At 70.5% G+C, this 23,220-nt stretch carries 18 protein-coding genes; 10 read left to right on the forward strand and 8 right to left on the reverse strand.

Annotation, left to right across the window (positions count from 1 at the left end; all coding sequences use genetic code 11):
* Nucleotides 1-6: 6 nt before the first annotated feature.
* Nucleotides 7-2,289: a carboxypeptidase regulatory-like domain-containing protein gene (locus D7Y15_RS22000; RefSeq protein ID WP_233597005.1), complete on the forward strand. Its 2,283-nt coding sequence runs from the start codon at nt 7-9 to the stop codon at nt 2,287-2,289.
* Between the two features lie 69 nt (nt 2,290-2,358).
* Nucleotides 2,359-4,626: a carboxypeptidase-like regulatory domain-containing protein gene (locus tag D7Y15_RS22005; RefSeq protein ID WP_233605046.1), complete on the forward strand. Its 2,268-nt coding sequence runs from the start codon at nt 2,359-2,361 to the stop codon at nt 4,624-4,626.
* Between the two features lie 7 nt (nt 4,627-4,633).
* Here the strand turns inward: D7Y15_RS22005 and D7Y15_RS22010 are convergent, their stop codons facing one another.
* The 3 genes from D7Y15_RS22010 to D7Y15_RS22020 all read right to left on the reverse strand — a co-directional run bounded on the left by D7Y15_RS22010 (nt 4,634) and on the right by D7Y15_RS22020 (nt 8,555).
* Entirely contained in the window at nt 4,634-6,094 is a 1,461-nt protein-coding gene (locus tag D7Y15_RS22010; protein WP_120577048.1) for an ATP-binding protein, read from the reverse strand.
* 203 nt (nt 6,095-6,297) lie between these two features.
* Nucleotides 6,298-7,551 (reverse strand): hypothetical protein, encoded by a 1,254-nt coding sequence (locus tag D7Y15_RS22015; protein ID WP_121753818.1) that lies wholly within the window; start codon nt 7,549-7,551, stop codon nt 6,298-6,300.
* Between the two features lie 200 nt (nt 7,552-7,751).
* Complete coding sequence (locus tag D7Y15_RS22020) at nt 7,752-8,555, reverse strand: GNAT family N-acetyltransferase (RefSeq protein ID WP_121753819.1); 804 nt, start codon at nt 8,553-8,555, stop codon at nt 7,752-7,754.
* 125 nt (nt 8,556-8,680) lie between these two features.
* Here D7Y15_RS22020 and D7Y15_RS22025 point away from each other — a divergent pair, with 125 nt between their 5' ends.
* Entirely contained in the window at nt 8,681-9,103 is a 423-nt protein-coding gene (locus tag D7Y15_RS22025) for a hypothetical protein (protein ID WP_126934617.1), read from the forward strand.
* Here the strand turns inward: D7Y15_RS22025 and D7Y15_RS22030 are convergent, their stop codons facing one another.
* The 3 genes from D7Y15_RS22030 to D7Y15_RS22040 form a co-directional block, all read right to left on the reverse strand.
* Entirely contained in the window at nt 9,104-10,432 is a 1,329-nt protein-coding gene (locus D7Y15_RS22030; RefSeq protein ID WP_121753821.1) for a ferritin-like domain-containing protein, read from the reverse strand. It abuts the gene before it with no gap.
* A gap of 139 nt (nt 10,433-10,571) precedes the next feature.
* Nucleotides 10,572-11,321: an SDR family NAD(P)-dependent oxidoreductase gene (locus D7Y15_RS22035; RefSeq protein ID WP_121753822.1), complete on the reverse strand. Its 750-nt coding sequence runs from the start codon at nt 11,319-11,321 to the stop codon at nt 10,572-10,574.
* A gap of 36 nt (nt 11,322-11,357) precedes the next feature.
* The gene (locus D7Y15_RS22040; RefSeq protein WP_120577054.1) at nt 11,358-12,143 is read right to left on the reverse strand and encodes an SDR family NAD(P)-dependent oxidoreductase; all 786 of its coding nucleotides are present in this window, start codon (nt 12,141-12,143) and stop codon (nt 11,358-11,360) included.
* Nucleotides 12,144-12,255: 112 nt separating this feature from the next.
* Here D7Y15_RS22040 and D7Y15_RS22045 point away from each other — a divergent pair, with 112 nt between their 5' ends.
* The 3 genes from D7Y15_RS22045 to udk all read left to right on the forward strand — a co-directional run bounded on the left by D7Y15_RS22045 (nt 12,256) and on the right by udk (nt 15,096).
* The gene (locus D7Y15_RS22045; protein WP_199733788.1) at nt 12,256-12,708 is read left to right on the forward strand and encodes a helix-turn-helix domain-containing protein; all 453 of its coding nucleotides are present in this window, start codon (nt 12,256-12,258) and stop codon (nt 12,706-12,708) included.
* A gap of 34 nt (nt 12,709-12,742) precedes the next feature.
* Nucleotides 12,743-14,389, forward strand: coding sequence for a DUF692 family multinuclear iron-containing protein (locus D7Y15_RS22050; RefSeq protein WP_121753823.1), 1,647 nt, complete (start codon nt 12,743-12,745; stop codon nt 14,387-14,389).
* 68 nt (nt 14,390-14,457) lie between these two features.
* Entirely contained in the window at nt 14,458-15,096 is a 639-nt protein-coding gene (gene udk, locus D7Y15_RS22055; protein ID WP_120577057.1) for a uridine kinase, read from the forward strand.
* On the opposite strand, the gene D7Y15_RS22060 is transcribed toward udk, so the two are convergent.
* On the reverse strand, nt 15,097-16,149 hold the full coding sequence (locus tag D7Y15_RS22060; protein ID WP_233605047.1) for an alpha/beta fold hydrolase: 1,053 nt from the start codon (nt 16,147-16,149) through the stop codon (nt 15,097-15,099).
* Between the two features lie 35 nt (nt 16,150-16,184).
* Between D7Y15_RS22060 and D7Y15_RS22065 the strand changes: the two genes are divergently transcribed.
* Nucleotides 16,185-17,114: a hypothetical protein gene (locus D7Y15_RS22065; RefSeq protein ID WP_169821824.1), complete on the forward strand. Its 930-nt coding sequence runs from the start codon at nt 16,185-16,187 to the stop codon at nt 17,112-17,114.
* Between the two features lie 46 nt (nt 17,115-17,160).
* Here the strand turns inward: D7Y15_RS22065 and D7Y15_RS22070 are convergent, their stop codons facing one another.
* Nucleotides 17,161-19,356, reverse strand: a complete 2,196-nt coding sequence (locus D7Y15_RS22070; protein ID WP_121753824.1) for a PQQ-binding-like beta-propeller repeat protein — start codon at nt 19,354-19,356, stop codon at nt 17,161-17,163.
* 97 nt (nt 19,357-19,453) lie between these two features.
* On the opposite strand from D7Y15_RS22070, the gene D7Y15_RS22075 reads away from it, so the two are divergent.
* The 3 genes from D7Y15_RS22075 to D7Y15_RS22085 all read left to right on the forward strand — a co-directional run.
* Nucleotides 19,454-21,685 carry an HTH domain-containing protein gene (locus D7Y15_RS22075; RefSeq protein WP_121753825.1) on the forward strand — a complete coding sequence of 744 codons (2,232 nt, stop codon included), beginning with the start codon at nt 19,454-19,456 and terminating at the stop codon, nt 21,683-21,685.
* 54 nt (nt 21,686-21,739) lie between these two features.
* Nucleotides 21,740-22,657 (forward strand): HEAT repeat domain-containing protein, encoded by a 918-nt coding sequence (locus tag D7Y15_RS22080; protein ID WP_120577061.1) that lies wholly within the window; start codon nt 21,740-21,742, stop codon nt 22,655-22,657.
* Nucleotides 22,658-22,660: 3 nt separating this feature from the next.
* A partial coding sequence (locus D7Y15_RS22085) for a hypothetical protein (RefSeq protein WP_121753826.1) occupies nt 22,661-23,220 on the forward strand: 560 nt, incomplete at its 3' end.

Raw genomic sequence — 23,220 nt, forward strand, 5'->3', positions numbered from 1 at the left:
CACGCCATGCGATGGAGCTGGGTGGGGCTCGTTGCCGTGGTGCTCGCTTGCGCGGGCACGCGTCCGGAGTTGGAAACGCCCGGACCGGCGAAGGACGTGACATGGGTGTTCCGGGTCGTGGACCCGGAGGGACAACCCGTGTCCGGTGCGCGAGTGAACGTCTGGCGCGCGGATCAGTCGCCAGCCTATGGGCAGCCCGGTTCGACGGATGCGCAGGGGACCGGACGCGTTGCTCTGAAGCCGGGCTGGTATGGCACGGAGGTGCAGGCGCGTGGCTTCGTGACGGCCTTCCGCGAGGACATCCGGATCGCGCCGGACTCGAAGCCCCGGATGGAGCTGTCCCTGGCGCGCTCGGCGCCCCTCGTTGGACGCGTCGTGGATGCGGAGGGAAAGCCCGTGTCGGGCGTCCGGATCCGCTTCGCGTCCTCCAACGCCGCCGCTCCCTTCGTGGAAGCCATCAGCGGCGAGGCGGGCCAGTTCAGCATGCAGGGTGCAGCCGCTGGCGAGGGCTTCCTCTACTCCGACAAGGACGGTTGGAGCTGGCAACGGTTGAAGGTCATCACGCCCCAGCCGGAACTCACTGTCGTGATGGGACAGCTCTCGTCGTTGCTCGTGCGGGGTCTGGACCTCGAGGGACGCCTGATCCCCAACTCCCATAGTTCCATCACCCCCCTGGACCGGCCGATTGGTATCCGGCATCAGTCCGAGCAGACGCCTGAAGGAACGATCCACCAGTTGCTCCCAGCGCAGCGTTATCGCGTGATCGCCAGCTACGCTCCGGCCCCGCGTTGCTGGTGGCGCCGCGCCGTGGACGTTGAAGTCCTCCCCGGACAGCAGGCCGAAGTCACCGTGAGCTTCGAAGGCGCTACCAGCGCGGGCCCCTGGACGGGCAGGGCGGTGACACCCGACGGGTGGCCGCTGGCCAACATGAAGCTGCGGGCCACGGCGCCTCCCTCCGCGGAGGGCATGGAGGTCGAAGAGGGTTGTGAGGGCACGACCGGTCCGGACGGACGCTTCGAGTTGTCGCATCCCCAGGCAGGGCTCCATCGACTCCAGCTCAGACACGCGGCTGAACCCCATGAGCGGGTCGGCGAGGCGGAGCTCGCACCTTCCAATGCGAAGGACGAACCCGTGGTGTTCCACGCTCCCGGAACATTGGTGGGACGCGTCCTCGGCCCTGATGGGAAACCCATGACCTACTTCGACGTCGACTGGCAGAGCCAGTCCGACCGTGATGGCCGATTCATCCGGGGGCCGACCCGGTCCCGGACCTACTCCTTGCGTGTCGACGCCGCGTACATGGCCTCCTCGCGCGTGCGGGTCGAGGCTCGCGCGCATGAGGAGCGAAGGGTCCCGGACATCCAGCTCGACACGGGGCACTCTGTGCTGGGCAGGCTGCTCGAGGCGGATGGACGCACACCCGTGACAAAGGTCTGGATCGAGCTGGTGGACCCCGCCGACGTGGACATCAAGCTCTGGAACTCCCGCTTCGGGGCTCGCCCCGACGAGGCCGGCCGCTTTCGCTTGGACCATGTGCCACGGCGTCCGCAGTACCTCCGGTTGAATCGCCTGGAAGGCGGGACCCTCCTGTATGAGCTTGGGGCTCGTGAGTCTCGGGTGGAGCTCCGGCTGAAGCCGGATGCAACGCTCGAAGGCTTCGTGACGGATGGAACGCGTGTTCCGCTTGCGGGCGTGATGCTCGAAGTGCGGTGCGGGGCCGGGCTCGATGCCAGCACCAAGACCGACGATGCCGGCCACTACGTGCTCCGAGTGCCAGCGGACAGGGATTGCTTCGTGCACTTTCCGGTGGATCGGCGCTGGATCTACACGTGGCCGCGGCCCACGCCGCCCGTCTTCTCTCCCCAACCTGTTTCCCTCTCACCTCGGGAGCGCGAACGCAGGGACTTCGTTTCGAGGAGCGGTGGTGCGCGACTCCAGGTCCACTTCCCAAAGGTGAGGGATGGGCTGGAGACGTTCCTCGTTCCTGGCAACGCGCGCATGCCGAAGACATTCGCGGACCTGAAAGCGCTCCAGCGGTCCGCCTTCATCAGCGATCCGGCTCTAAACCCGTGGCGAACGGATGATCCGGACATGCCCGTCTATGCATACTGGCAGAAGGACTTCTCCTTCAGCCATCTGCCGGACAAGCGCTACACGCTCTTCGCCGTCGAACCCCAGGACGGAGCGACAGCGGTCCTGCGCGTGCCCGTGGACCTGAAGCCAGGCGAGACGCAGTCCTTCCAGCCTGGCTTTCCCATCGAGAGTGGAGGCACGTTCCTCGTGCCCTGAAGCCCGGCGACGCGCCCTCCACCGGCAGCGTCACGCCCTGCTAATCTGTGGGGCATGCGATGGAGCGGGGTGGGGCTCGTTGCCGTGGTGCTCGCTTGCGCGGGCACGCGTCCGGAGTTGGAAACGCCCGGACCGGCGAATGAAGTGACATGGGTGTTCCAGGTCGTGGACCCGGAGGGGCAACCTGTCCCCGGCGCGCGGGTGAAGGTCTGGCGCGCGGATTTGAAGCGAGACACGGCACTGCCCGGCACGACGGACGCACACGGAACGGGACGCGTTGCGCTGAAGCCGGGCTGGTACGCCGCGGAGATACGGGCGCCCGGCTTCGTGACGACCTCGCGCACGGACATCCGGATCGCGCCGGAACCGAAGCCCCGGATGGAGCTGCCCCTGGCGCGCGCGGTGCCACTCTCCGGACGCGTCGTGGACACGGAGGGGAAGCCCGTGAGCGACGTCCGGCTCCGGTTCGTCTCTTCCCACGTCGGCGCCCCGGTCGTGCAAACCACCAGTGATGCGCAGGGCCGGTTCAACTTCCAGGGCGCGGCCGCTGGCGAGGGCCTGCTCTATTCCACCAAGCCGAAGTGGGCCTGGCGGCGGTTGAAGGTCATCACGCCCCAGCCCGAGCTCACCGTCGTGATGGGACGAGGCTCGCCATTGCTCGTGCGGGTGGTGGACACCGAGGGACGCGTCGTCCCGAACGCCACGAACCTCTTGCATCCCGTCGACCGGTGGCTCGACGTTTCGCGTGAGTCCGAGCAAACGCCCGAGGGAATGCGCTACCTGCGACTCGCGCCGCAGCGCTATCGCGTGACGGCGGGCTACGAGCCTGCCGCCGGATGCCGGTGGGACCGCGACGTGGACGTCGAAGTCCTTCCCGGACAGCAGTCCGAAGTCACCGTGAGCTTCGAAGGCGCCGCCAAGGCGGGGTCGTGGACAGGTCAGGCGGTGGCTCCCGACGGAAAACCGCTGGCCGGCCTGGTGCTTCGGGCCACGGCGCTCGAGTCTCCGGAGGGCAGGGGCCTCAAGGGCGAGTGCACGACCCGCACCGGCCCGGACGGGCGCTTCGAGTTGATGCATCCCCTGGCTCGGCCCCACAAGCTCGAGCTCAGGTCCACGGATGGGATCGACCAGCTCGTGGGCCTCGCGGAACAAGGTCCTTCCGGCCCGAATGGCGGGCCCGTGGTGTTCCAGCCGACGGGCCGTCTGGTGGGCCGTGTCGTCGATCCGGTTGGGAAGCCCCTGTCGCTGTACTGGATCCACAGTTGGACGGTGGCCAATCGTGAAGGCCGCTTCGCCTGGGCCACGGAAACCTCGCGCCTTTACACCCTCTACATCGGAGCGCCGGACATGGCCTCGGTTCGCCTGCGATTCGAAGGGCACGCGCACGAGGAGCGGACGGTCCCTGACATCACGCTCGAACCCGGCCACATCGTTCGGGGTCAGGTGTTCCACGAAGATGGGCGAACCCAGGCTCCCTACGCTCGCATCGACCTGGTGGAGCCCGACGACCTGCAGATCCCGCGCGACGCATTCACCGGGGGCGGGAATGGCGCGGACAAGGCCGGGCGCTTCCGTCTCGCGGGCCTGCCCCATCGCCCCGTGTTCCTCCGGGTGAACGAGGAGCAGGGCGGAACGGCCTTGTACGCGGTCGGAGCGCACGAGGACCAGGTGGAGCTGCGGTTGACCGCGGACGCGGTACTCCAGGGGTACGTGACGGATGGGGCGCGTGTTCCGCTCGCGGGCGTGACGGTCCGGGCACGTTGCGAGGCCGGGCTCGACACCCGCACCACGACGGATGAAGCCGGCCACTACGTGCTGCGCGTTCCAGGGGGCCGAGAGTGCTTCGTGCACGTTTCGGAGGAGCAGGTCCGGGATGCTCCGTGGCCAAGGCCCGCACCGCTGGTCTTCTCACCCCAGCCCGTCTCGCTCTCGTCACGCGAACGCGAACGCAGGGACTTCGTCCCGAGGACTGGAGGGGGCGCGCTCCAGGTCCACTTCCCGGATTCACGCGAACGGCTGGAGACCTTCCTCGTTCCCGGCCATGTGGACATGCCGAAGACGTTCAGAGGCTTGCGAGCCCTCCAGCGCTCCGCATTCACCCGCGATCCCGCCGCGACGGATTGGCCGTCGGACGATCCGGATGTGCCGGAGTTTCAAGACTGGCCGTGGGACCTCACCTTCAGCCAGCTGCCTCCCGGCCGCTACACCTTCTTCGCCATCGATGGCTTGTTCGGCCCGGTGGCAATGCGCGTGCCCGTGGACCTGAAGCCAGGTGAGACGCAATCCCTCCGGCTCGGCTTTCCCGTCGACAGTGGGGAAGCGTCGCTCGAGCCCTGAAGCCCGCCTATGCGCCGTCCACCGGCAGCGTCACCACGAACGCCGCGCCGCCGCCGGATGCTTCTTCCACCCAGACGCGGCCGCCGTGCGCTTCCACGATCTGCTGCACGATGTAGAGCCCCAGTCCCAGGCCTCCCGTGCGCGCGGAGCCCTGCACCTGGGCGAAGCGCTGGAAGATGCGCTCGCGCTCGGCGGCGGGGACTCCCGGGCCGCCGTCCCGCACGGTCAGCCGCAGCTGTCCGTCCTGATGGCGCAGCGACACGTGCACCGGCGTGCCCTGGCCGTATCTCAGCGCATTGGAAATGAGGTTGCTCAGCACCTGCTCCAGCTTGAGCCGGTCGAACCGGCACGGCGCGGGGCCCTCCACGCGCACGTCCAGCTCCACCCCGGCCTGCTTCGCCTCGTCCCCGAAGCGCGCCACCAGGTCCTGCACCACCGGCGCCAGGTCGTCGCTCACCAGATCGAAGTCCAGCTTGCCCGTGCGGATGCGGCTCACGTCCAGCAGGTTGTCCAACAGCGACGTCAGCCGCTTGAGCTGCCGGTCCGCCGCGTCCAGCCGCGTCGTGACCTTCTCGGAGCCCAGGGGTTCGTGGCCCTTCGACTCGGCCATGCGCCGCAACAGGTCCACCTGCAGGCGCAGCGACGTGAGCGGCGTGCGCAGCTCGTGGCTCGCCACCGACAGGAAGTCGTCGCGCGTGCGCACCGCCTCGTGCAACGCCTCCTCCGTCTCCTTCAGCGCGGTGATGTCCAGGATGGCCCCGCGCACCACCATCACCTTGCCGTTCGCGTCGCGGATGACTCGCGACCGGCTGATGAGCCAGTGCCAGGTGTTGTCCGGCCAGTGCGTGCGGAAGGTAGAGGAGTACGACAGCACGTCGTTGTGGAAGATGGCCGTCACCTGCGCTTCCACCGCGGGACGGTCGTCCGGATGCAGCGACGCCAGGAACTGCTCGTGCGTCCACTCCGCCAGGGGCTGCGGGTAGCCGTAGAGCCGGTCATGCCCCTCCGAGCGGAACACCTGCCCGGTGACGAGGTTCGTCTCCCAGACCGCCATCTGCGCGGACTCCAGCGCCACCTGGAACCGCTCGCCCAGCTGGCGGAAGCGCTCCTCGGTGCGCGCGACCTCGGTCTCCGCGCGCTGACGGCGGGTGATGTCCGTGGCCAGCACCCACGTCTCGCCGCCCACCGGCCGCACGGACAGCTCCAGCCAGACGCCTGACGGCAGCTCCGACAGGAAGCGCGCGGGCTCGCGCGTGGTGAGCGCGTCCAGCAGCCGCTCGTGCAACGTCGTGCCGGCCAGCATCGGCTGCGCTTCCCACGGCGTCAGGCCCTGGCAGGTGCCATACGGCAGGCCCAGCAGCGACGCGGCACGGTGGTTGAGCTCATGGATGATTCCCTGCGCGTCGAGCGCCAGGAACGCCTCGGCCATCATCTCCCGCAGGACCTGCAAGCGGGTCTGCGCGGACATGCTGGCCTCGTCGGCCGGAACAGGGGGCTGATTCGCGTCATGCGGCGCGCGCGCGGCGGCCGTGCCCGGTGAGGACGCATCGTCCTTGGATGCGTGGCGAACAGGTTCGAACGGACCACCGGGGAGGGGACTCATCGGGTTTGCACGCTCCCGCACGGCCCCCGCGCCCGTCAAGCGAGCGCACAGGGCGTCCGGGCCGTCTGTCAGCTCAGCGGATCCATGAGGGGTTCAGGCATGACCCACAACTCCGTGGGCCGTGCATAGGCCTTGTCGAACGCGAAGAGGATTCCGTTCCACCGATCCCAGAAGTCCGCCCAGCTGTACTCGCACGGAGGGGAGGTGAGCGGGTTTCCGTCGCGGTCCGGCTGGGCATACGCATAGTCCGCGTAGGTCCAGCGCACGGTGCCGAAGTCCGTCATCAGGAAGGGCGTCAGCATCTGGAGCACGGCCGCGCGAGACACCTCGTCGGAGGGCGAACCCGCGGGCGTGAAGACGGGCTGGGCCTGGTCGTACTGTTCGCGCCACGCGACGAAGTTGGTACCCATGGCGACGAGCGCGTCACGGCGCGCGGGCGTGGGCGCTTGCCGGGCGTCCTCGTAGAGCGCGAACGCGGCGATGAGCAGGCTCTTCCAGGGCATGCCGGGGAAGATCAGGTCCATGCGGGTGGGGCGCGGCGAGTCCTCCGCGTGCGCGATGGCATAGGCATACGCCTGCTGCGCCTCCACGTTGTTGGCGTCCACCAGGGTGAACTCGGTGAGCACGCGCGCGGGCGTGATGGGCCCGGTGGCGGCGGCGCGCCAGTCCAGATACAGACGCGCTGAGCCGCCGATGTCGTTGTAGATGGCGAGGTTGCCTTCGTGGAGCGTGCGCTCCAGCGTGATGACGATGGCCTCCACCTTGTCGAGCGGCGTCGCGCCCGGAGCGCTCCAGTACAGCGTGCCCATGCGCGACGCGGTGGTCAGCAGGGTGCGCACGTCCGCGAGCGCCCCGGCGTTGAGCGCGCTCGTCAGCACACTGAGGGCCGTGGCCGCGTCCACCGTCAGGCCCTGCGCGATGAGCTGGAGCGACAGGTCCTGGATCCGCAGGCGCAGCACGCCGTCCAGCCCCAGCCGGTCCAGCGCGTTCGTCAGCGACAGCGAAGGCTGAAGCCGCGCGGTGTTGATGAAGTGCCGCGCGAGCGCCGCGCTGTACATGCCCTTGCCGCCGGCCTGGGACGCATGCGGCGCGAAGGTGAACCAGTTGGGACGCACGCTGCTGGTGCCACCGGGTTGCAGCGTGGGGTCGATGATGCCGCCCAGCTCATACGCGATGCCGATGTAGCCCAGCGTGATGGTGCGGTTGTCCTCCAGCGGCGTGGGCGCGGACTGCGCCTGGGCGGAGGCAGAGGTCAGGACGAGGAGCGCGCCGAGGAGCGCGGCGGTGGAGCGGCGCACGTCGGTGCGAGAGGGAATCGCCAAGGTGGGGGTCCAGGGGTGGGGGGCTGATCGACCAAGCTAGACAGCGGCGGCGCCGGTCCAAACCCCAGCCCCCGCAGTGGGACTCATGCTGCGTTGAGTGGACGACCCTTGGGCAGCAGGCTCGCGCTGTTGACGCGCGGGGTCAGCTCCCAAGTTCCGGCAGGGCACCGGTCTTCCTGGGAAACCGGCGCCGCGGTGCTTCACGCTCCCTTCGGGGGCGCGAAGTAGGAGACGAACGGCGCCACGTCCCGGTAGCCCATGCGGCGGTAGACGGGCGCGCCGGCCTCCGTGGCATGCAGCACCGTTCGCTCCAACCCCCACGCGTGCTTCGCCTCCTCCAGCGCGCGCCGGAGCACCGTCTCCGCGGCGCTCTTGCGGCGGTGCTCCGCGAGCGTCGCCACCAGCGCGATGTAGACGATGCCGTCCACGCGCAGCGCCACCGTGCTCGTCGACGGCGCGCCGTCGTGGCAGCCGACGAAGGCCCGGCTCTCGGGGCCGAAGATGCCGGGGGCGGCCAGGGCTTCACGTCCCAGCGCCTGGGGTGTGTCGTAGCTCGCGGCGTTCACGTCCGCGACGGCGTTGTAGCCCCAGGTGTCGTTCACCGGCCGGAGGTCGAGCGGCGGCAGGGGCCGCACCGGCTCCAGCATCCGGTCCGCCACCATTCCCGACGTGGTCATCCCCGGCTTGAGCCCTCGCGTGGCGAGCAGCGCGTCCGCCTGCTCCCGCAGCCCCGGCGCCAGCCACTCCGGCGTCAGCGTGAAGGCCCACCCGTGCGGTCCCTGCGCGAAGTAGCTAGCGGCCGAGTCCACCGCGCGCATCAGCTCCGCCTCCGTCTCCGCCGGCCGGTTGAGGAACGACATGTTCATCAGCGACCACGTCACGTGACCCGCGGTGATGAACACGTCCGCACGCTCCACGACCTCTCCACGGGGTAGCCCCAGCGTCATGAGCCTCCAGGCTCCACGGAACTGCGCATGCGATTCGTCGATCTCGGCTCGGGACATGAGGCGGCTCCAGAAGGGTCCAGGAAGTAGGATTCTCCGCATTCATAGACGCTCACGTCTACGTGCGTGAGAGGAGGGGCCTTGCTAAAGCGAGTCCGCAAACCGGGTGCGAGGAGTGGGTCGCGATGACTCCAATGGAAGGGCAGTCCTGGCAGACGACCTGCCGGGTATGCGGCAGGCAGACGTGTCCGAAACCCGAGGCGGTGGCCGCCTGGATGCGCACGATGCTGGACCGCGTGCATGGCACGCAGATGCGCGGCGCGGGTCGGAGGGGACTGCGCGAGGCCCTGGCCATGGAGGGCGTGCTCATCACCACGCACCTGGAGGTGTGGTCGCGCGCGCTCGAAGGCGTGTGCCCGGACTGCATCGCGGACGTGGCTCCGGAGACGGACGAGAAGCTCCAGGATCCGGAGGCGATGCACGAGGCGGCGCTGGAGCGCTGGCGCACCTCCGCGCCGGAGTTGGTCAGCGACGCGGTGGAGTCCGCGGTGGACGACACGCTCCAGGCCGCGCGCGAAGCCGCGACCCGGAACAAGCCGACGACCTGATCAGGCCCAGAGCTCCTGCTCCAGCGTGTCGAGCAGCGCCAGCGCGGCCTCGGGCGTGGGCAGCCCCGCCTCCGTGACGAGCGCTGAATCGAGCGGCATCGCGACCTCCGCGCGCAGCAGGGCCACGGCGCGCTTCTGGGCCTCGCGCAGCGCTGACTGGTCCGGCGCGGACAGACGCGAGCGCGCCCACCGGTCGATGTCCCACGACAGGCCCGCGTGCCGCGTCTCATCCTCGGCGATGCGGACCATGGCCTCGCGCACCTCCGCGTCGCGCGCATGCAGCGCCTGGTGATGGGCCACCAGCGCGCCGTAGGTCTCGCGCACGCACCCCTCCACGGCGTTGTCCAACGCCACCTCGCTCAACGGGCGCAGGGGCACGGCCGCGACGGCGGGCGGCGGTGGCGTGGCCCCGTAACGGCGCGCGAGCCGTCCCGTCATCTCCGTGTGCATGACTTCATCCACCGCGCTCGCGAGCACCGCCTCCTGGAGTGCTGCCTCCGCGCCATGCAGGGCCAGCTCCTCACGCAGCCTCAAGAAGGCGTGGATGGACGCGGCCTCCAGGTGCGCGGTCTGCGCGAAGTGGTGCCCGAGCGCGTCCTCGCAACCTCCCGCGACCGTGCCCTCCAGCCCCACGGGCCGGCGGCCCACGGAGCATGGGCCAGAGCCCTTCTGCAGCACGTGATCCTCCACCTCGCGGAGCTCGCCGTTGGCGGACACCCTGACCACGTACTGCATCAGGTTCGAGCCCTCGCCGCAGGCGTCGCCCTTCGTGGCCACCACGTTGAAGCCCCCGCCCGGATTCCGCTTCACCGCTCCCTGCTCCAGCGTTTCGCAGCTCAGCCGGTAGCCCGCGGCGAAGGTGAGGAGCGCCGCTTCCTGCGCGGTGTCGACCGCGCCCAGCAGGGTCTGGAGCTCTTGCAGCGACGCCCAGGTCTTCACCTCATCGCCTCGCGTCGTCGCCAGGAAGTACCTCGAGCAGAGCTGGATGCAGTTGCCGGTGAAGCCGTCGCTGGAGCTCGCCTCGGCCAAGGCTGTCTGACAAGCGGACACGTCGGTGGCGCTCGCGCACGCCTCTCCGGTGGAGGCTCGGGTCTCGTAGCCCACCGGGCCCTCGCGGCCGTAGCCTGAGAGGACGCGCGACTCGACGAAGTCCACCGCGGGTTGGATGCTCAGGTCATTGATGGCGGGATCGCCCAGCGGGGTGCACTCGATGGCCGAGTAGCCCCGCAGGTCCGTGCCGCCGGTGCCACAGCCCGCCAGCACCAGTGGCGTCGCGAGCGAGGCCCGCAGCGCGCGAGAGAAGAGATGCCGCAATCGGTTCGTGTTCATGGATGCCTGCTCCCGTGGGACGAGGTGTCCCGCGAGCAGAGCAACTGCGATGCCATCGCAGTGCTCCCTCTGGGAGCCACCATCCCGCGAGCGTGTCCGTGTGCTCGGAAAGCTGAGGCGTCTTCAGAAAGCTGAGGCCCTAGAACGACTCCTTGAACGGCCGCAGGTCCACTTCCTGGGTCCACGCGGAACGGTGCTGCCGGTGCAGCTGCCAGTACGTCTCCGCGATGGCGTCGATGTGGAGCAGCCCGTCCTCGCCCAGCGCCTTCACCCGCTCCGGGGCCAGCGTGTGCAGGCGTTCACCATCGATGCCGCCGTCGATGAGCACGTGGGCCACGTGCAGGCCCTGCGGACCGAACTCGCGCGCCATGCCCTGGGAGATCATCCGCAGGCCCGCCTTCGCGGCGGCGAAGTGCGTGAAGCCCGCGCGGCCTCGGAGGCTGGCGGATGCGCCGGTGAAGATGACGGTGCCCCGGCCCAGGGGCACCAGCCGCCGGGCCGCCTCGCGTCCAACGAGGAACCCGCCGAAACAGCCCACCCGCCAGAAGTCCTCGAACGTCGCGGCGTCCAGGTCGCGGAAGGGGACCTGCCGGTTGTTGCCGGCGTTGAACACGACCAGGTCCACGGGGGCGAAGCCCGCTCCCGGAGCCAGGGCCCGGTCGAACAGCCGCGCGACGTCCGCCTCCCGCGTCGCGTCCGCGACCGCCGCCTCGCCACTGCCACCGGAGGCCGTGAGTCCCGCGACCACCCGGTCCAACTTCTCCCGCGTGCGCCCCGCGACGAGCACGTGGTGGCCTTCCGAGGCGAACTTCCGGCACAGGGCCGCGCCCAGGCCCTGTTCAGCGCCAACGCCCACCACGACCGCGGTGGGCTTGAGGGAGGAGGTCATCGAGAGCAGCTCCGGGATAGAGGACCGTCGCCCGTATCAGACCCGCTCGGGCGTGCGGAACAAGGGCGCACCCAGCGCCGCGCCGTTGACGCCACCGTCAACGAACAGATCCTGCCCGCTCACGTAGGACGCATCGTCGGATGCGAGGAAGAGCACCGTCCGCGCGATCTCCTCCGGCCTGCCCATGCGCCCCATGGGAATGGTGGCGGACATGCCGCGCTCCATCTTCGCGAAGGCCTCCGGCGTGGGTGCGTTCTTCTCCCAGATGGGCGTGTTCGTCGCGCCAGGAGACACGACGTTGACGCGGATGCCCTTGGGGGCGAGCTCCGCCGCCAGCACGCTTCCCATCGCCTTCAGCGCGCCCTTGCTCGCGGCATAGGCGGAGTACCCGGGCATCCCCAGCTCGCTGTGCACCGAGCTGGTGAGGATGATCGACGCGCCGGGCTTCAGGTGCGCCGCCGCGGCCTGCACCGTGAAGAACACGCCGGTGACGTTGGTCTGGAGCACGGACGTGAACGCTTCCTGCGACGTCTTGCCCACGGGCGTCTGCGCCGCGACACCCGCGTTGGCGAACACGATGTCCAGCCCGCCAAAGCGCTCCACCGTCGCCGCCACCGCATGCTCCAGCGCGGCCGGATCCGTGGCGTCCGCCTGCACCGCCAGCACGTTCGCGCCCAGCTCCTTCACCGCCGCGTCCAGCGTCTCCCGGTTGCGCCCGGTGATGGCCACCCGCGCCCCCTCCGCCACGAACAGCCGCGCCGTCGCCAGCCCGATGCCACTGTTACCGCCCGTGATCAGCGCCGTCTTTCCCTTGAGCCGCATCTGACTGCCTCCGGTGTGAGTGGTTTCATGATGAAACCAATTGCCGGATGAATAAAAGCCCCGGTTTCGTTATGCAACCAGTTGTGGAGCGACCCTCTGGAAGGAGGCGGTGGTGAAGCGGACGAGCATGGAAGGGGCGGTGTGCCCGGTGGCCCGGTCCCTGGACGTCATCGGGGACTGGTGGTCGCTGCTCATCGTGCGCGATGCGCAGTACGGCCTGCGCCGCTTCGGCGAGTTCCAGAAGAGCCTGGGCGTGGCGAAGAACATCCTGGCCCAGCGACTGAAGCACCTGGTGGACCACGGCATCCTCGAAACCCAGCCGGCGTCCGACGGCAGCGCCTGGCAGGAGTACGTGCTGACGGAGAAGGGGCGGAGCCTCTTTCCCATCCTGGTCGCGCTGGGTCAGTGGGGGCAGCAGCACTGCTTCGAGGCGGGAGAGCCCCGGACTCGAGTGCTCGACAAGGCGCACGGGCAGCCGGTGAAGCCGCTGGAGGTGCGCGCCGCGGACGGCAGGGTGCTGACGGTCCAGGACGTGCGCCTGGATCGGCCGGCCACACAAGGCTAGCGCCACCCGGAGCCGGGCTGGTTAGGGTGTGCCCATGACGCGCCCTGCATCGGATTCGTGGTCACTGCCCTGGATGGGGCTGGGGCTGAGCAGCAACCTGAGCGCCTCGGACGTGCCGCATCCGTACCGGTTGCTTGACGCCTCGCCTGGTCTCTTCGACTTCGTGGAGTACAGCGCGCCCATCGCGCTGGAGGAGGCGAGGGCCCAGGCCACGCTCTTCCCGGAGATGTGGCGCCGCCGCTCGGACGTGCCGGTCCTCTTCCATCCGGTGCACCTGAACCTGTGGGGCCCGGAGCTGGAGCCCGCGTCGGCGCTCGCGGAGCTGGACGCGCACGCGCGCGCGGTGGGCAGTCCGTGGGTGGGCAACGACGTGGGCTGGTGGCACGCGGGCGGCCAGCCCTTCCCGGGCTACCTCTACGTCACGCCGCCGTTCAACGACGCGGGCGTGCGGGACAGCGCGGCGCACGCGCTCCACATCCAGGCGGGCTTGAGCGTCCCGCTGGTGATTGAAAACCCCGCCGTGCTCGCCACGCGCGGCGGACTGCACGCGCTGGACTTCATGGCGAAGCTGCACGCGCGCACGGGCCTGCCGCTGCTCCTGGACCTGGGCCACCTCTTCAGCCACCAGCTGTCCGCGGGCCTGCCCCTGCGCACGGGGCTGGATGGCTTCCCGTTGGATCAGGTCGTGGAGCTCCACATCGCCGGCGGAGTGGTGACTCGCAGGGGAGGGCGGACCTTCTACGTGGATGACCACACGCAGCCCGTGCGCGAGGAGCTGTTCGAACTGCTGGCGGAGGTGCTCCCGCGCTGCCCGCGCCTGCGCGCCGTCACCTTCGAGGGCGACGGCCATCCGCCAGAGGTGGCGCTCGCGTCACTGCGGCGGCTGCGCGCGCTCGTCCCGAAGGAGTCCCGCGCTCCCATCGACATCCCCGCGTCGCGCGAGCCCGTGCCCGCCCTCACTGGGGACAGCCGCCCGTGGGCGCTGTTCGACGCGGGCCACGGCGTCACGCCGGCCACGGAGGACGAGGACCCCGAGGGCACGCGCGCGGACCGGGACTTCCGACTGGCGGTGGTGGCGGAGCAACTGGACAAGGACTGGCCCCTCACGCGCCTGCTGCTCGCGGCGACGCCCGAGGGGCTGGAGTCCTTCACCCGCTCGCGAGAGTACCGAGGCCTCTTCGATGGGCTGGGCAAGTCCCTGTCCCACGCGTTCGCGTCCTGGGCGCGCAAGCGCGTGATGGCCGCACCGTCGGACGGCGTGGCCGCCGCGCTGTCCCTGGAGATGATGCTGCCGCACGCCTTCCTCCAGACGCCGCCCGCCCCAGCCCCGGGCCAGGTGGCGCTGACCGAGGACGTCCGCCTGGGCTCCTTCCCCGCCGACCTGACGGAGCTGGTGTTCTCCACACGGGCGTTGCGGCGGCATCTCACCGGCCGTGCGTGGGCCTGCGGGGCGCTGGAGGTGTCCGGCCTGGAGGCGCTGGCGCAGGTGGCGGCCCGGCCGGGTCCGGGCCCGTGGCGCTTCGCCATCCGCCGCAAGGCCATCGGCTTCGAGGTCCTGACGCTGCCCCCGGAGGTAGCCGCGGGGCTCCAGGGGCTCGCGGATGGGCCGCTTCCGGTGGAGGCCCTGCCCGGATGGCTGCTCGCGGAAGGGCAGGCACGCGGGCTCTTGCGGCGGGCATAAGGGCGGACACATGTCGGCCGGTCAACGGATCCTTGCGCCCACCTGTCTGGTGGGGTAGTGCCCGCCGCATGTCGTCACCCCTCGTCGTTGGCATCGCAGGCGGCACCGCGTCCGGCAAGACCACGGTGGCCCGCAAGGTGCGTGAGGCTCTCGCCGACTGCCGGGTCGCCTTCATTGATCAGGATTCGTACTACCGGGACCTGAAGGACATGTCCCTGGTGGACCGGCGGGAGGTGAACTTCGACCATCCCGACGCGTTCGACACGGAGCTGCTGGTCAGTCACCTGCGTGCGCTCAAGCAGGGCCAGGCCATCCAGAAGCCCGTCTACGACTTCGTCACGTCCGGCCGTCAGCCGCACACGCACCGCGTGGACCCCGGGGACATCGTCCTCATCGAGGGCATCCTCGTGCTGCACATGAAGGAAGTGCGCGACGAGATGGACGTGAAGATCTACGTCGACGCGGACGACGACCTGCGCATCCTTCGCCGCCTCACCCGCGACATCAAGGACCGCGGCCGCGACTTCGACCACGTGGTGGGCCAGTACCTGCGCCACGTGCGCCCCATGCACATGGGCTTCGTGGAGCCGTCCAAGCACCACGCGGACATCATCATCCCGCACGGCGGCAACAACGACATCGCCATCGGGATGCTCGTGGGCGCGCTCCGGGCGCGGCTCGCCTCGCAGCACCAGTCGCAGCGCTAGCTAGCCGCGCAGCCAGCGCAGGAAGTCCTGCACCGGCCCCTTCAGCCGGTGCGCGTCCGACAGCAGGGTGCCGTGGTCTCCAGGCCCCTGCAGCTCCACGAACCGCGCCTGCACCCCCGCCGCCGTCAGCTGGTGGTAGGTGTCCCGCACGCGGCCCGCCGGAGCCAGCGCGTCCGTCGCGCCCGCGAGCAGCAGCACCCGCGCGTGGATCTTCGAGAACGTCTCCGTCAGGTCGCAGCCCGCGTACGCGGAGCAGAGCATCGACCACGCGAGCGGATCGAACGTGTCCGCGAATGACGCGGCCTCCGCCTCCAGCGCCGCCAGCGCCGCCGCGCTGTCCGGATACGCGCTGCCCAGGTGGTCGCGGCCGTAGAGCAGCTTGAGGTAGTCCATGCGAAGCCGCGCCAGCGTCCGGTTCGGGGCGCGCTCGCGCAGGGGCGGGGTGTCCTCGTTGTCAGGCGCCATGCGCAGCACCTGCGACGTGAGGCCCAGCTTCTCGCGCAGCCCTTCCGGCAGCGCCCGCGCCGCGCCCAGCACCACCACGCCGTCCGCCAGCTCCGGGAACAGCGCGGCCAGCCGCAGCGCCACCAGCCCGCCCAGGCCAATCCCCACCACCGCCCGGACGCGCGTGAGCCCCAGGGCCCGCAGCAGCGCGGACACGCCGCGCGCCATGTCCAGCACGGTGAGCGGCGGCAGGGCCGCGCCCCAGGGCCTCCCGCTGTGCGGATCCGGCGTCAGCGGCGACGTGGAACCGAACGGGCTGCCCAGGAGGTTGGGCACGATGACTGGCGTCACGTCCGGATCCAGCGCCTTGCCCGGACCGATCAGCTCCCGCCCCCAGCCCGAAGGTTGGTACGCACCGTTCACTTCCGTGCTCAACGCCTGGTGGGAATGGGACAGGTCGTGCAGCACCACCACCGCTTTGCCATCCGACGGTTTCCCGTAGGCCTGCCAGGCAATCTGGGGGCTTCCCAGCAGGTCCCCTTCCTCCAGAGGAAGGGGCACGGTGAACAGTTGGATTCCCTCGGCCTGGGGCACGATGATGCGGCTCATATCATTGCCTGCCCGAACGCACAGGAGCCTGTCGCTTGAAGCGCTACTTCGGAATCATCGTTGTCATCGCCCTGGTGATCGTCGCCGCCGTGGCGAGTCACCGCACCGCCTCCGCGCGGGCCACCGAGGCGGAGCGGGACGCGGACTATCGCCGCATCCAGTCCGTCTACATGGAGCGCGTGGGCTGGATGCGCTCCAACCCGGATGAGGCTTCCTACAAGGACGAGCTGAAGTCCTTCTTCAAGGGCTACTTCGACGATGTCGACGCGCACCTGGACCGCTTTGGCGGAAACAAGAAGTTCGACAGCTATCTGGCGGAGCTGGATCAGCGCGCGGAGGCGGGGGGCGAAAAGAAGGACAACCGCGCGGGAGACCGCAAGGCCTTCTACGAGTACGCGCGCAAGCAGTTCGACTCCCTGCGGGAGGGCCGCTACCGCCCGGTGTTGTCCGCCACGGACAAGGGCATGCGCCTGGACGTGGTGTCCAACGACGTGGTGATGGTGATGGGCAAGCCGCAGATCCGCCTGCAGCTGGTGCTCTGGGGCGCGCAGCGCGTGGAGAAGGACGAGGGCAAGGTGAAGAAGATGGTCACCAGCGCTTCGTTCGACACGGTGTGGAAGCTCACGGACGCGAAGGGCAAGCTGCTGGGCGAGATGCGCGGCGCCGACCCGTCGATGAAGATCGACTACCCCGAGCGCCTCATCGCCGGGTTCCCTCCGCAGATGGTGCTGGGCCACTACGACCTGGACCTGCTGCCCGCGGAGGTGGCGAAGCTGGAGATGACCATCAACGTCGCCTCGCACGCGGCGTCCGGTGGCAACGCCAACGCCACCTACGCGTGGAAGCTGGACGTGCCGTCGGAGTGGAAGCTGGGTGCCAACGAGACTTGGGAAGGCGCCACGCAGGAGGAGCGGCCGGAGGAGGACATCGACCCGGCCAAGGCCTCGGCGAAGAAGGGCGAGTAGCCCTTCGTTTCAGGTTCAGGGCGAGTCACGGACAGGCCGCACTTCGTCACTTCACGACGGCGAAGTGCGACCCCAGCCGGTACGCGGACAGCGTGCCGGCGTCGTCCAGGAAGTACAGGTTGAGGCGCACGTCGGCCTGGAGCGCGACGAGCCCCACCCCCGCGCGCACCTCCGCGAGCACCTGACCGCCGCGAGGATCCACCGCGCGCACCACCTCTCCCGCGATGAGCGTCACGTCGCGGGCGGTGCGCGCCGGCAGCGCGGTGATCAGCGGCTCGCCGGCCGCCCCCACCCGCCAGTCCACCTGCCCGGACAAGGCCACGCGAGCGGCCGCCCCGGACGCGCTCGTCACCACCACCGCGCGAGGCAGCGGCGCCAGCGCATAGGGCCCCGGGCCCAGGTGCAGCGCGCGCTCCCAGACCTTGCGTCCACGCGCGTCCAGGCACACCAGGAACCCGTCCTGGTCGCGCATCCCGGCCAGGAGCACCCGCTGGCCCACCGGCAGCGGCGTGGAGGGAAGGATGAGGTCCGGTTCGAACGTCCACTGCGTTTCGCCGGTGTGCGCGTCCGCCAGCAGCAGCGCGTGATGCGAGCCGCGCCCCAGGAGCGCCAGGAAGCGCCGGCCCCACGCCACCGGAGGCCCATGGAAGGGCAGGGGCGAGCGCAGCCGGTAGCGCACCTGACCGTCCTCCAGGTCCAGGCCGTACAGGTAGCCCGAGTCCGTGGACAGGAGCGCCCGGTGTCCCTGCGTGGCCATCCACCCGCGCTGCGTGCGAGGAGGGGCCAGGCGCCACACCTCGCGGCCCGTGGCCTCCGCGAAGGCCACCGCCGTGCGGTCCTCCGACAGCGTCAGCAGCAGCCCGTCCTGGCGCAGCAGCAGCGGCCCCAGCGGGATGCCGTCATGGTCGTGCAGCCACCGCGCGCCCGAGCCCCGGCCGGTGAAGCCGTACACGCGCGTGTCGTCCGCCGCCACCGCGTGGCCATCCGCGGACGCCGCCACGCCCAGCGACGCGGCCCGCCGCCACAGCAGCGCGCCGTCCTTGCGTGAGAACGCGCCGGCCAGCCCCGGCGCGCAGTACACCGGCCCGTGCCGGCCCAGGAGCAGCCGCGCCTCCTCCGGCTCCTCCAGCCCGCGCTGCTCCCACAGCTTCTCGAAGCGCAGGCGCCGCAGCTTCCCAGGCACCTTCAGGGGACGGGACTCGCCGCGCGCCGGGGGACTCTTGCGCTCGCGGGCCTCGCCCTCGGCTTCGGGCGGCTTGTGCGCACCTCGCAGGTGGGACAGCCCCTCGCGGCAACGCTCCGCCACCTCCACCAGGTACGGGTTGGAGACCTGGACCCGGTGCGCCTCCGCGAACGCCAGTCCCAGCGCCTCCCCCAACTGGAAGAGGGCGGACAGCAGCGCCTCGGGCTCCAGCTCGAACCACGTGCCGGTGGGCCCCAGCTTCGCCCGCCGTCCGGGCAGGTCCAGCGTCAGGCGGGGACGCACGCCCGCGGGCTCGAACTCGAAGCGGGCCTCGCCCAGCTCCACCGCCCGCGCCAGCTCCACGGCCTGCCGGGACAGCTCCAGCACCGTGAGGAACGGCGGCCCCGGCGCACGCCACGCCTGCGGCCGTCCCGGCAGCGCCAGCCACACCTCACCCGCGCCCAGGAGCGGCGCCAGCGCCCCGGAGGGGCCCTTCGACGGCGCCTCGCGCGAGGCGGGGGAGATGTCCTTCAGCTCGAAGCCGAAGCCCGGCACGGAGACGGGCTCAATCCGCAGCGGGGTGGGGGGAACGGGCTTTTCTTCCGCATGCGGGGCGGCCTTGCCCAGGCCCTGGAGCGCCTCGCCCAGCTTCCGGGCGGCCGTGGCGGACAGGGCCTTGGGCGCGAGCTTCGTCACGTCCTGGAGGAATCTCTGGCCGCTCTGGCGGGTGGCCTTCGTCAGCTCCTCGGCGTCCACCCGGATGGGCGGGCGCAGCAAATGGGCGGGGCGGGCGAGACTCGCCACCGAAAGTTCGATGTCCGGCCCGACGCGCCGCAACACCAACTCCAGGTGCGCCTCCGTCAGCGAAACCTGCGCCAGCCGCCGCCTCCCCGCGTGCAGGGCCGCGACCGCCTCCACCAGAGCGGGGACGACCTCCGTCAGGGGCTCCTCCACCGCCCCGGACAGCAGGTTCACGCCGTCGAGCTCCAGCGCGATGGAATCGAGCGGGGAAGCCGACGGTTCGCGCTTCCAATGGTGGCCGATGCGAAGACGGGTCATTGACGTTCGTTGACAAGCCAGTTTAGCGATGGCTAGCATCCGCCGCCCATACGGACCTACATTTTTGTAACCGTTCGGAATTCTTGGGGAATACTCGATGACATTTTACGAGGCCGCGCTCCGTGTACTGGAGAGCGAAGGTCGCCCCCTGCATTTCCTTGAGATCACGGAGAAGTCCATCCAGCTGAGCCTGCTGTCCCACATCGGTAAGACGCCGGAAGTGACGATGCTGTCGCGACTGGCCGCGATGGCGCGACGGACGCGGGATCGAAAGGTGATTGTCACCGCGAAGGATACCTTCGCGCTGACGGACTGGTCGCTCTCCGAGGACGTCGAGGCACTTGCACAGACGGGCGTGATGGAGCCGCATCCGGAGGAGGAGTTGCCTCCGTTGCGGCCGGTGGAGCGTCACCCGGAGCCCCGCACGGACAACGTCCGCGCGTCGGGTCGTGGCACGGAGCGCAAGCGCCGCCGTGACGAGGGTGAAGAGGAGCGGGGTGGACGCCGCAAGCGCTTCCCGCCACTGCCGGAGGTGGTGTTCGAGATCCTCAGCGAGGCGGAAGCCGGACTGCGCACGGATCAGCTCATCGAGCGCGCCAAGGCCAAGGAGCTGTGCGCCGAGGAGACCACGGTGGAGGCGGTGCTCACCGCCCTGCTGGAGGACAACCAGCGCCGCATCGACGCGGGCCGCCGGCCCCAGTACGCCTTCAACCAGGAGACCGGAGAGGTGTCCCTGGAGCGCGCGGGCGCGCCGAGCGAGGCGCCGCCCCTGGAGCTCCAGGCCGCCTTCGCGCAGGCCCTGGGCATCCCGCTGGAGGGGGGCCGCCCGGTGCTGGGCAAGCCCGCCGCCGCCGGGGAGCCCCTGGTGGACGAGGCCCTCATCACCACCGCGCGCACGGCCCTCAAGGACGCGCGCCGGGCGGTGGCTCGCGGGCTGCGCAAGCGCCTGGGCGACGCGGACGTGGGCACCTTCGAGAAGTCCGTGGTGAAGATGATGCACGGGCTGGGCTTCCGCGAGCTGAAGGTCGCCAAGCGCTCCAAGGAAGGCCCCCTGCTCACCGCGCGCAAGCGCGAGGGCAGCGTGGAGCTGCGCTACGCGGTCCGCATGCTCAAGGGCATGCCGGGCATCGATCGCAAGACGGTGCAGGAGCTGCGGCGCGACCTGGGCCACTACTCGGCGCAGGTGGGCCTGCTGGTGAGCGCGGGCGAGGTGCGCGGCGACGCGCGCTCGGAAGCGCAGGCCACTGGCTCGCTGGTGATGCTGTGGTGCGGAGACGCCCTGGGTGAGAAGTTCCTGGAGGCGAAGACGGCCGTCACCGTCACCCAGGTGGAGCTGTACGACATCGACGAGCGCTTCTTCGAGGCCGCGAAGCTGGACGCCGAGGAGGCCCAGCGCCGCCGCGAGGAGCGCAAGAGCGAGAAGCAGGCCCGCGAGGAGGGCGAGGGCGCTGGCGAGGCCGAGGTCGCCGCCACCACCGAAAAGCCGGAGCGCGCGGAGCGTCCCGAGCGGAGCGACCGTTCCGAGCGCCGCCGCGACCGTCAGCGCGAACGGGCCGAGGCCCGCGACTCTGCCCAGACCGGTGCCGAGGGCTCCGAGGCCAAGGCCTCTCCGGTGGCCCCCGCGCCGCCGGCCGCCGCGGGGTTCACGCCCGCGTCGGAAGAGGACGAGTCCGAGGAGGGCGACGACGAGGGTGAGGACGAGGACCTGGAGGCCGCCAGCGCCTTCGTGGGTGGAGGCAAGGAGGGCGCCGAGGCCGGTGCCGCCGAGGGCAGCGCCTCCGAGCGCAAGCGCCGCCGCCGTCGTCGCCGGGGCCGTCGCGGCCGTGGCACGCGCGGAGCGGAGGGCACGCCCGCGGGTGAAGCCGGCGCTCCCGCCGGTGAGGCCTCCAGCGCGGATCAGTCCGATGCCACCACGGTGGCAGCGGTCGCCGCCGGTGAGGGCACTGAGTCCTCGGGTGGCATCGCCGCGCCGTCTCCGGGTGGCAGCGTCACCGGTGAGTCGGTCGCGCTCGCGGGCGAGGCACTGCCCGTGATGAGGGAGGTCAGCCCCGCGAACGGGGAGGCCGCCGCCACGCCGCCCGTCGTGGGCAACGCCTGGCAGGCGGGCGAAGCGGTGCAGGCTTCTCCGGAGTCCGACGAAGCCGCGCGGGCCCGGGCCGAAGCCGCGAGTGATGCGTCCGATGCGGTGACCCCGGTCGCCGCGCAGGCGCTGCCTCCGGAAGAGGCTCCCTCCGAAGCGTCCTCGCAGCCCGCGGAAGTCCGCGAGGTGCACGAGGCGCCGGTGGCCCCTGGGACGGACGGCTCGTCCGAGGGCAACAAGGAAGGCTGATCCCCCGCACGGAATCGGGTGCGGTGGACGCGGGAGTGTTAGCCTGTGGGGGCCATGAAGCCGGCCCTGCTGCTAACCTCTTGCGTGCTGTTTTTCGGGGCCTGCCGCTCGCAGGCCCCGCGCTATCCGGTGGCGCCGGTGGAGCTCTCCGGGACCACCCTGCGGGACAACGCTCTCCTGGGTTTCGGCCCGGAAGGCGTGCGGGACCTGTTCGATGACGCGCTGGAGTCCTCCGGCCGCTTCGAGCTGGTGGCCGACGAGTCTCCCAAGAAGGCCCGCCCCTGGCGGCTGTCGCTGGACGTGCCCTTCACCCGCGAGGTGTTGAAGGACGGCAACCCGCACAGCTTCGCGGAGGTGGGCGTCAACCTTTCCCTGGAGCGCTTTGGCGGCAACACGCCCCAGCGCTACGAGGTCGTGGGCCTGGGCGAGGCGGCGGTGGAGGTGGACTCGACGGACGGGCGGCGGGCCGCGATGCGCAGCGCACTGGAGAACGTGCTGCGGCAGGTGACGGAGTCCGCGGTGCTTCAGCTCTCCGCGCTGGACCGCACGGACGAGGCGCTGGTGGCGGACCTCCAGGCCACCGATTCGCGCATCCGCGAGTTCGCCCTGCGGACGCTGGCCGAGCGCAAGCACCCGTCCGCCGCGCCGCTCCTGATTGAGCGCCTCAAGGACACCAGCGACGCGGAGCAGGTGCGCCGCACCATTGGCGCGCTGGCGGAGATGAAGGCGAAGAGCGCGGTGCCGGCGCTCATCGACCTGGCGCGCGGCCGCGACTCGGGCTTCCTGCAGGAAATCGTCTTCGCGGTGGGCGAGATTGGCGGCCCGGAGGCGGAGGCGTACCTGTACACGGTGGCCCAGGGCCACGACACGCCGTCGGTCCAGGCCGCCGCGCAGCAGGCGCTGGACACGCTCTACGCATCACGCAACCACGCAACCGCGGAGGCGCGTGGCCAGGGCCACGCGGACCCCTAGCGCATGATGAAGCAATCGCTGTCGATGGTGGGGGGCCTGACCCTCCTGGCCTCCACGCTCGTCGGTTCCGGCTGTGCGAAGCGCGTCGAGTCGGACACGCGCCCCTCGCCCGAGTCCATCGCCCAGTTCTACCCGCTGGCCGTGGGCAACGCATGGACGTACCGGATTGACGGGCGCGACGACAAACCCGTCACGGTGGAGATCGTCAAGGAGCAGGACGGCTACTTCGTGGACAACCAGGGCGGCCAGCTCACGGTGGACGCCTTCGGCCTGCGCGACCCCAAGCGCTACCTGCTGCGTGGCCCGCTGGAGGCCGGGCGCGGCTGGAACAACGTCGTGTCCGTGTCCTCCACGGAGCGCTACCAGCTGGTGCAGGTGGGCTTCGCCTGCAAGGTGCCCGCGGGTTCGTTCTCCAACTGCGTCAGCGTGGAGGGCCGCAACAAGGTGGATGGGCAGACGACGCTCGTGAACACGATGACCTTCGCCGCGGGCGTGGGCCTGGTCCGCGTGGACGTGGCCACGGAGCACGAGGGCAAGCGCGTGCCGCAGACGGAGCTGGAGCT

Origin of the sequence: Corallococcus sp. AB030 (genome assembly GCF_003668965.1) — a bacterium.
GTDB lineage: Bacteria > Myxococcota > Myxococcia > Myxococcales > Myxococcaceae > Corallococcus > Corallococcus exiguus.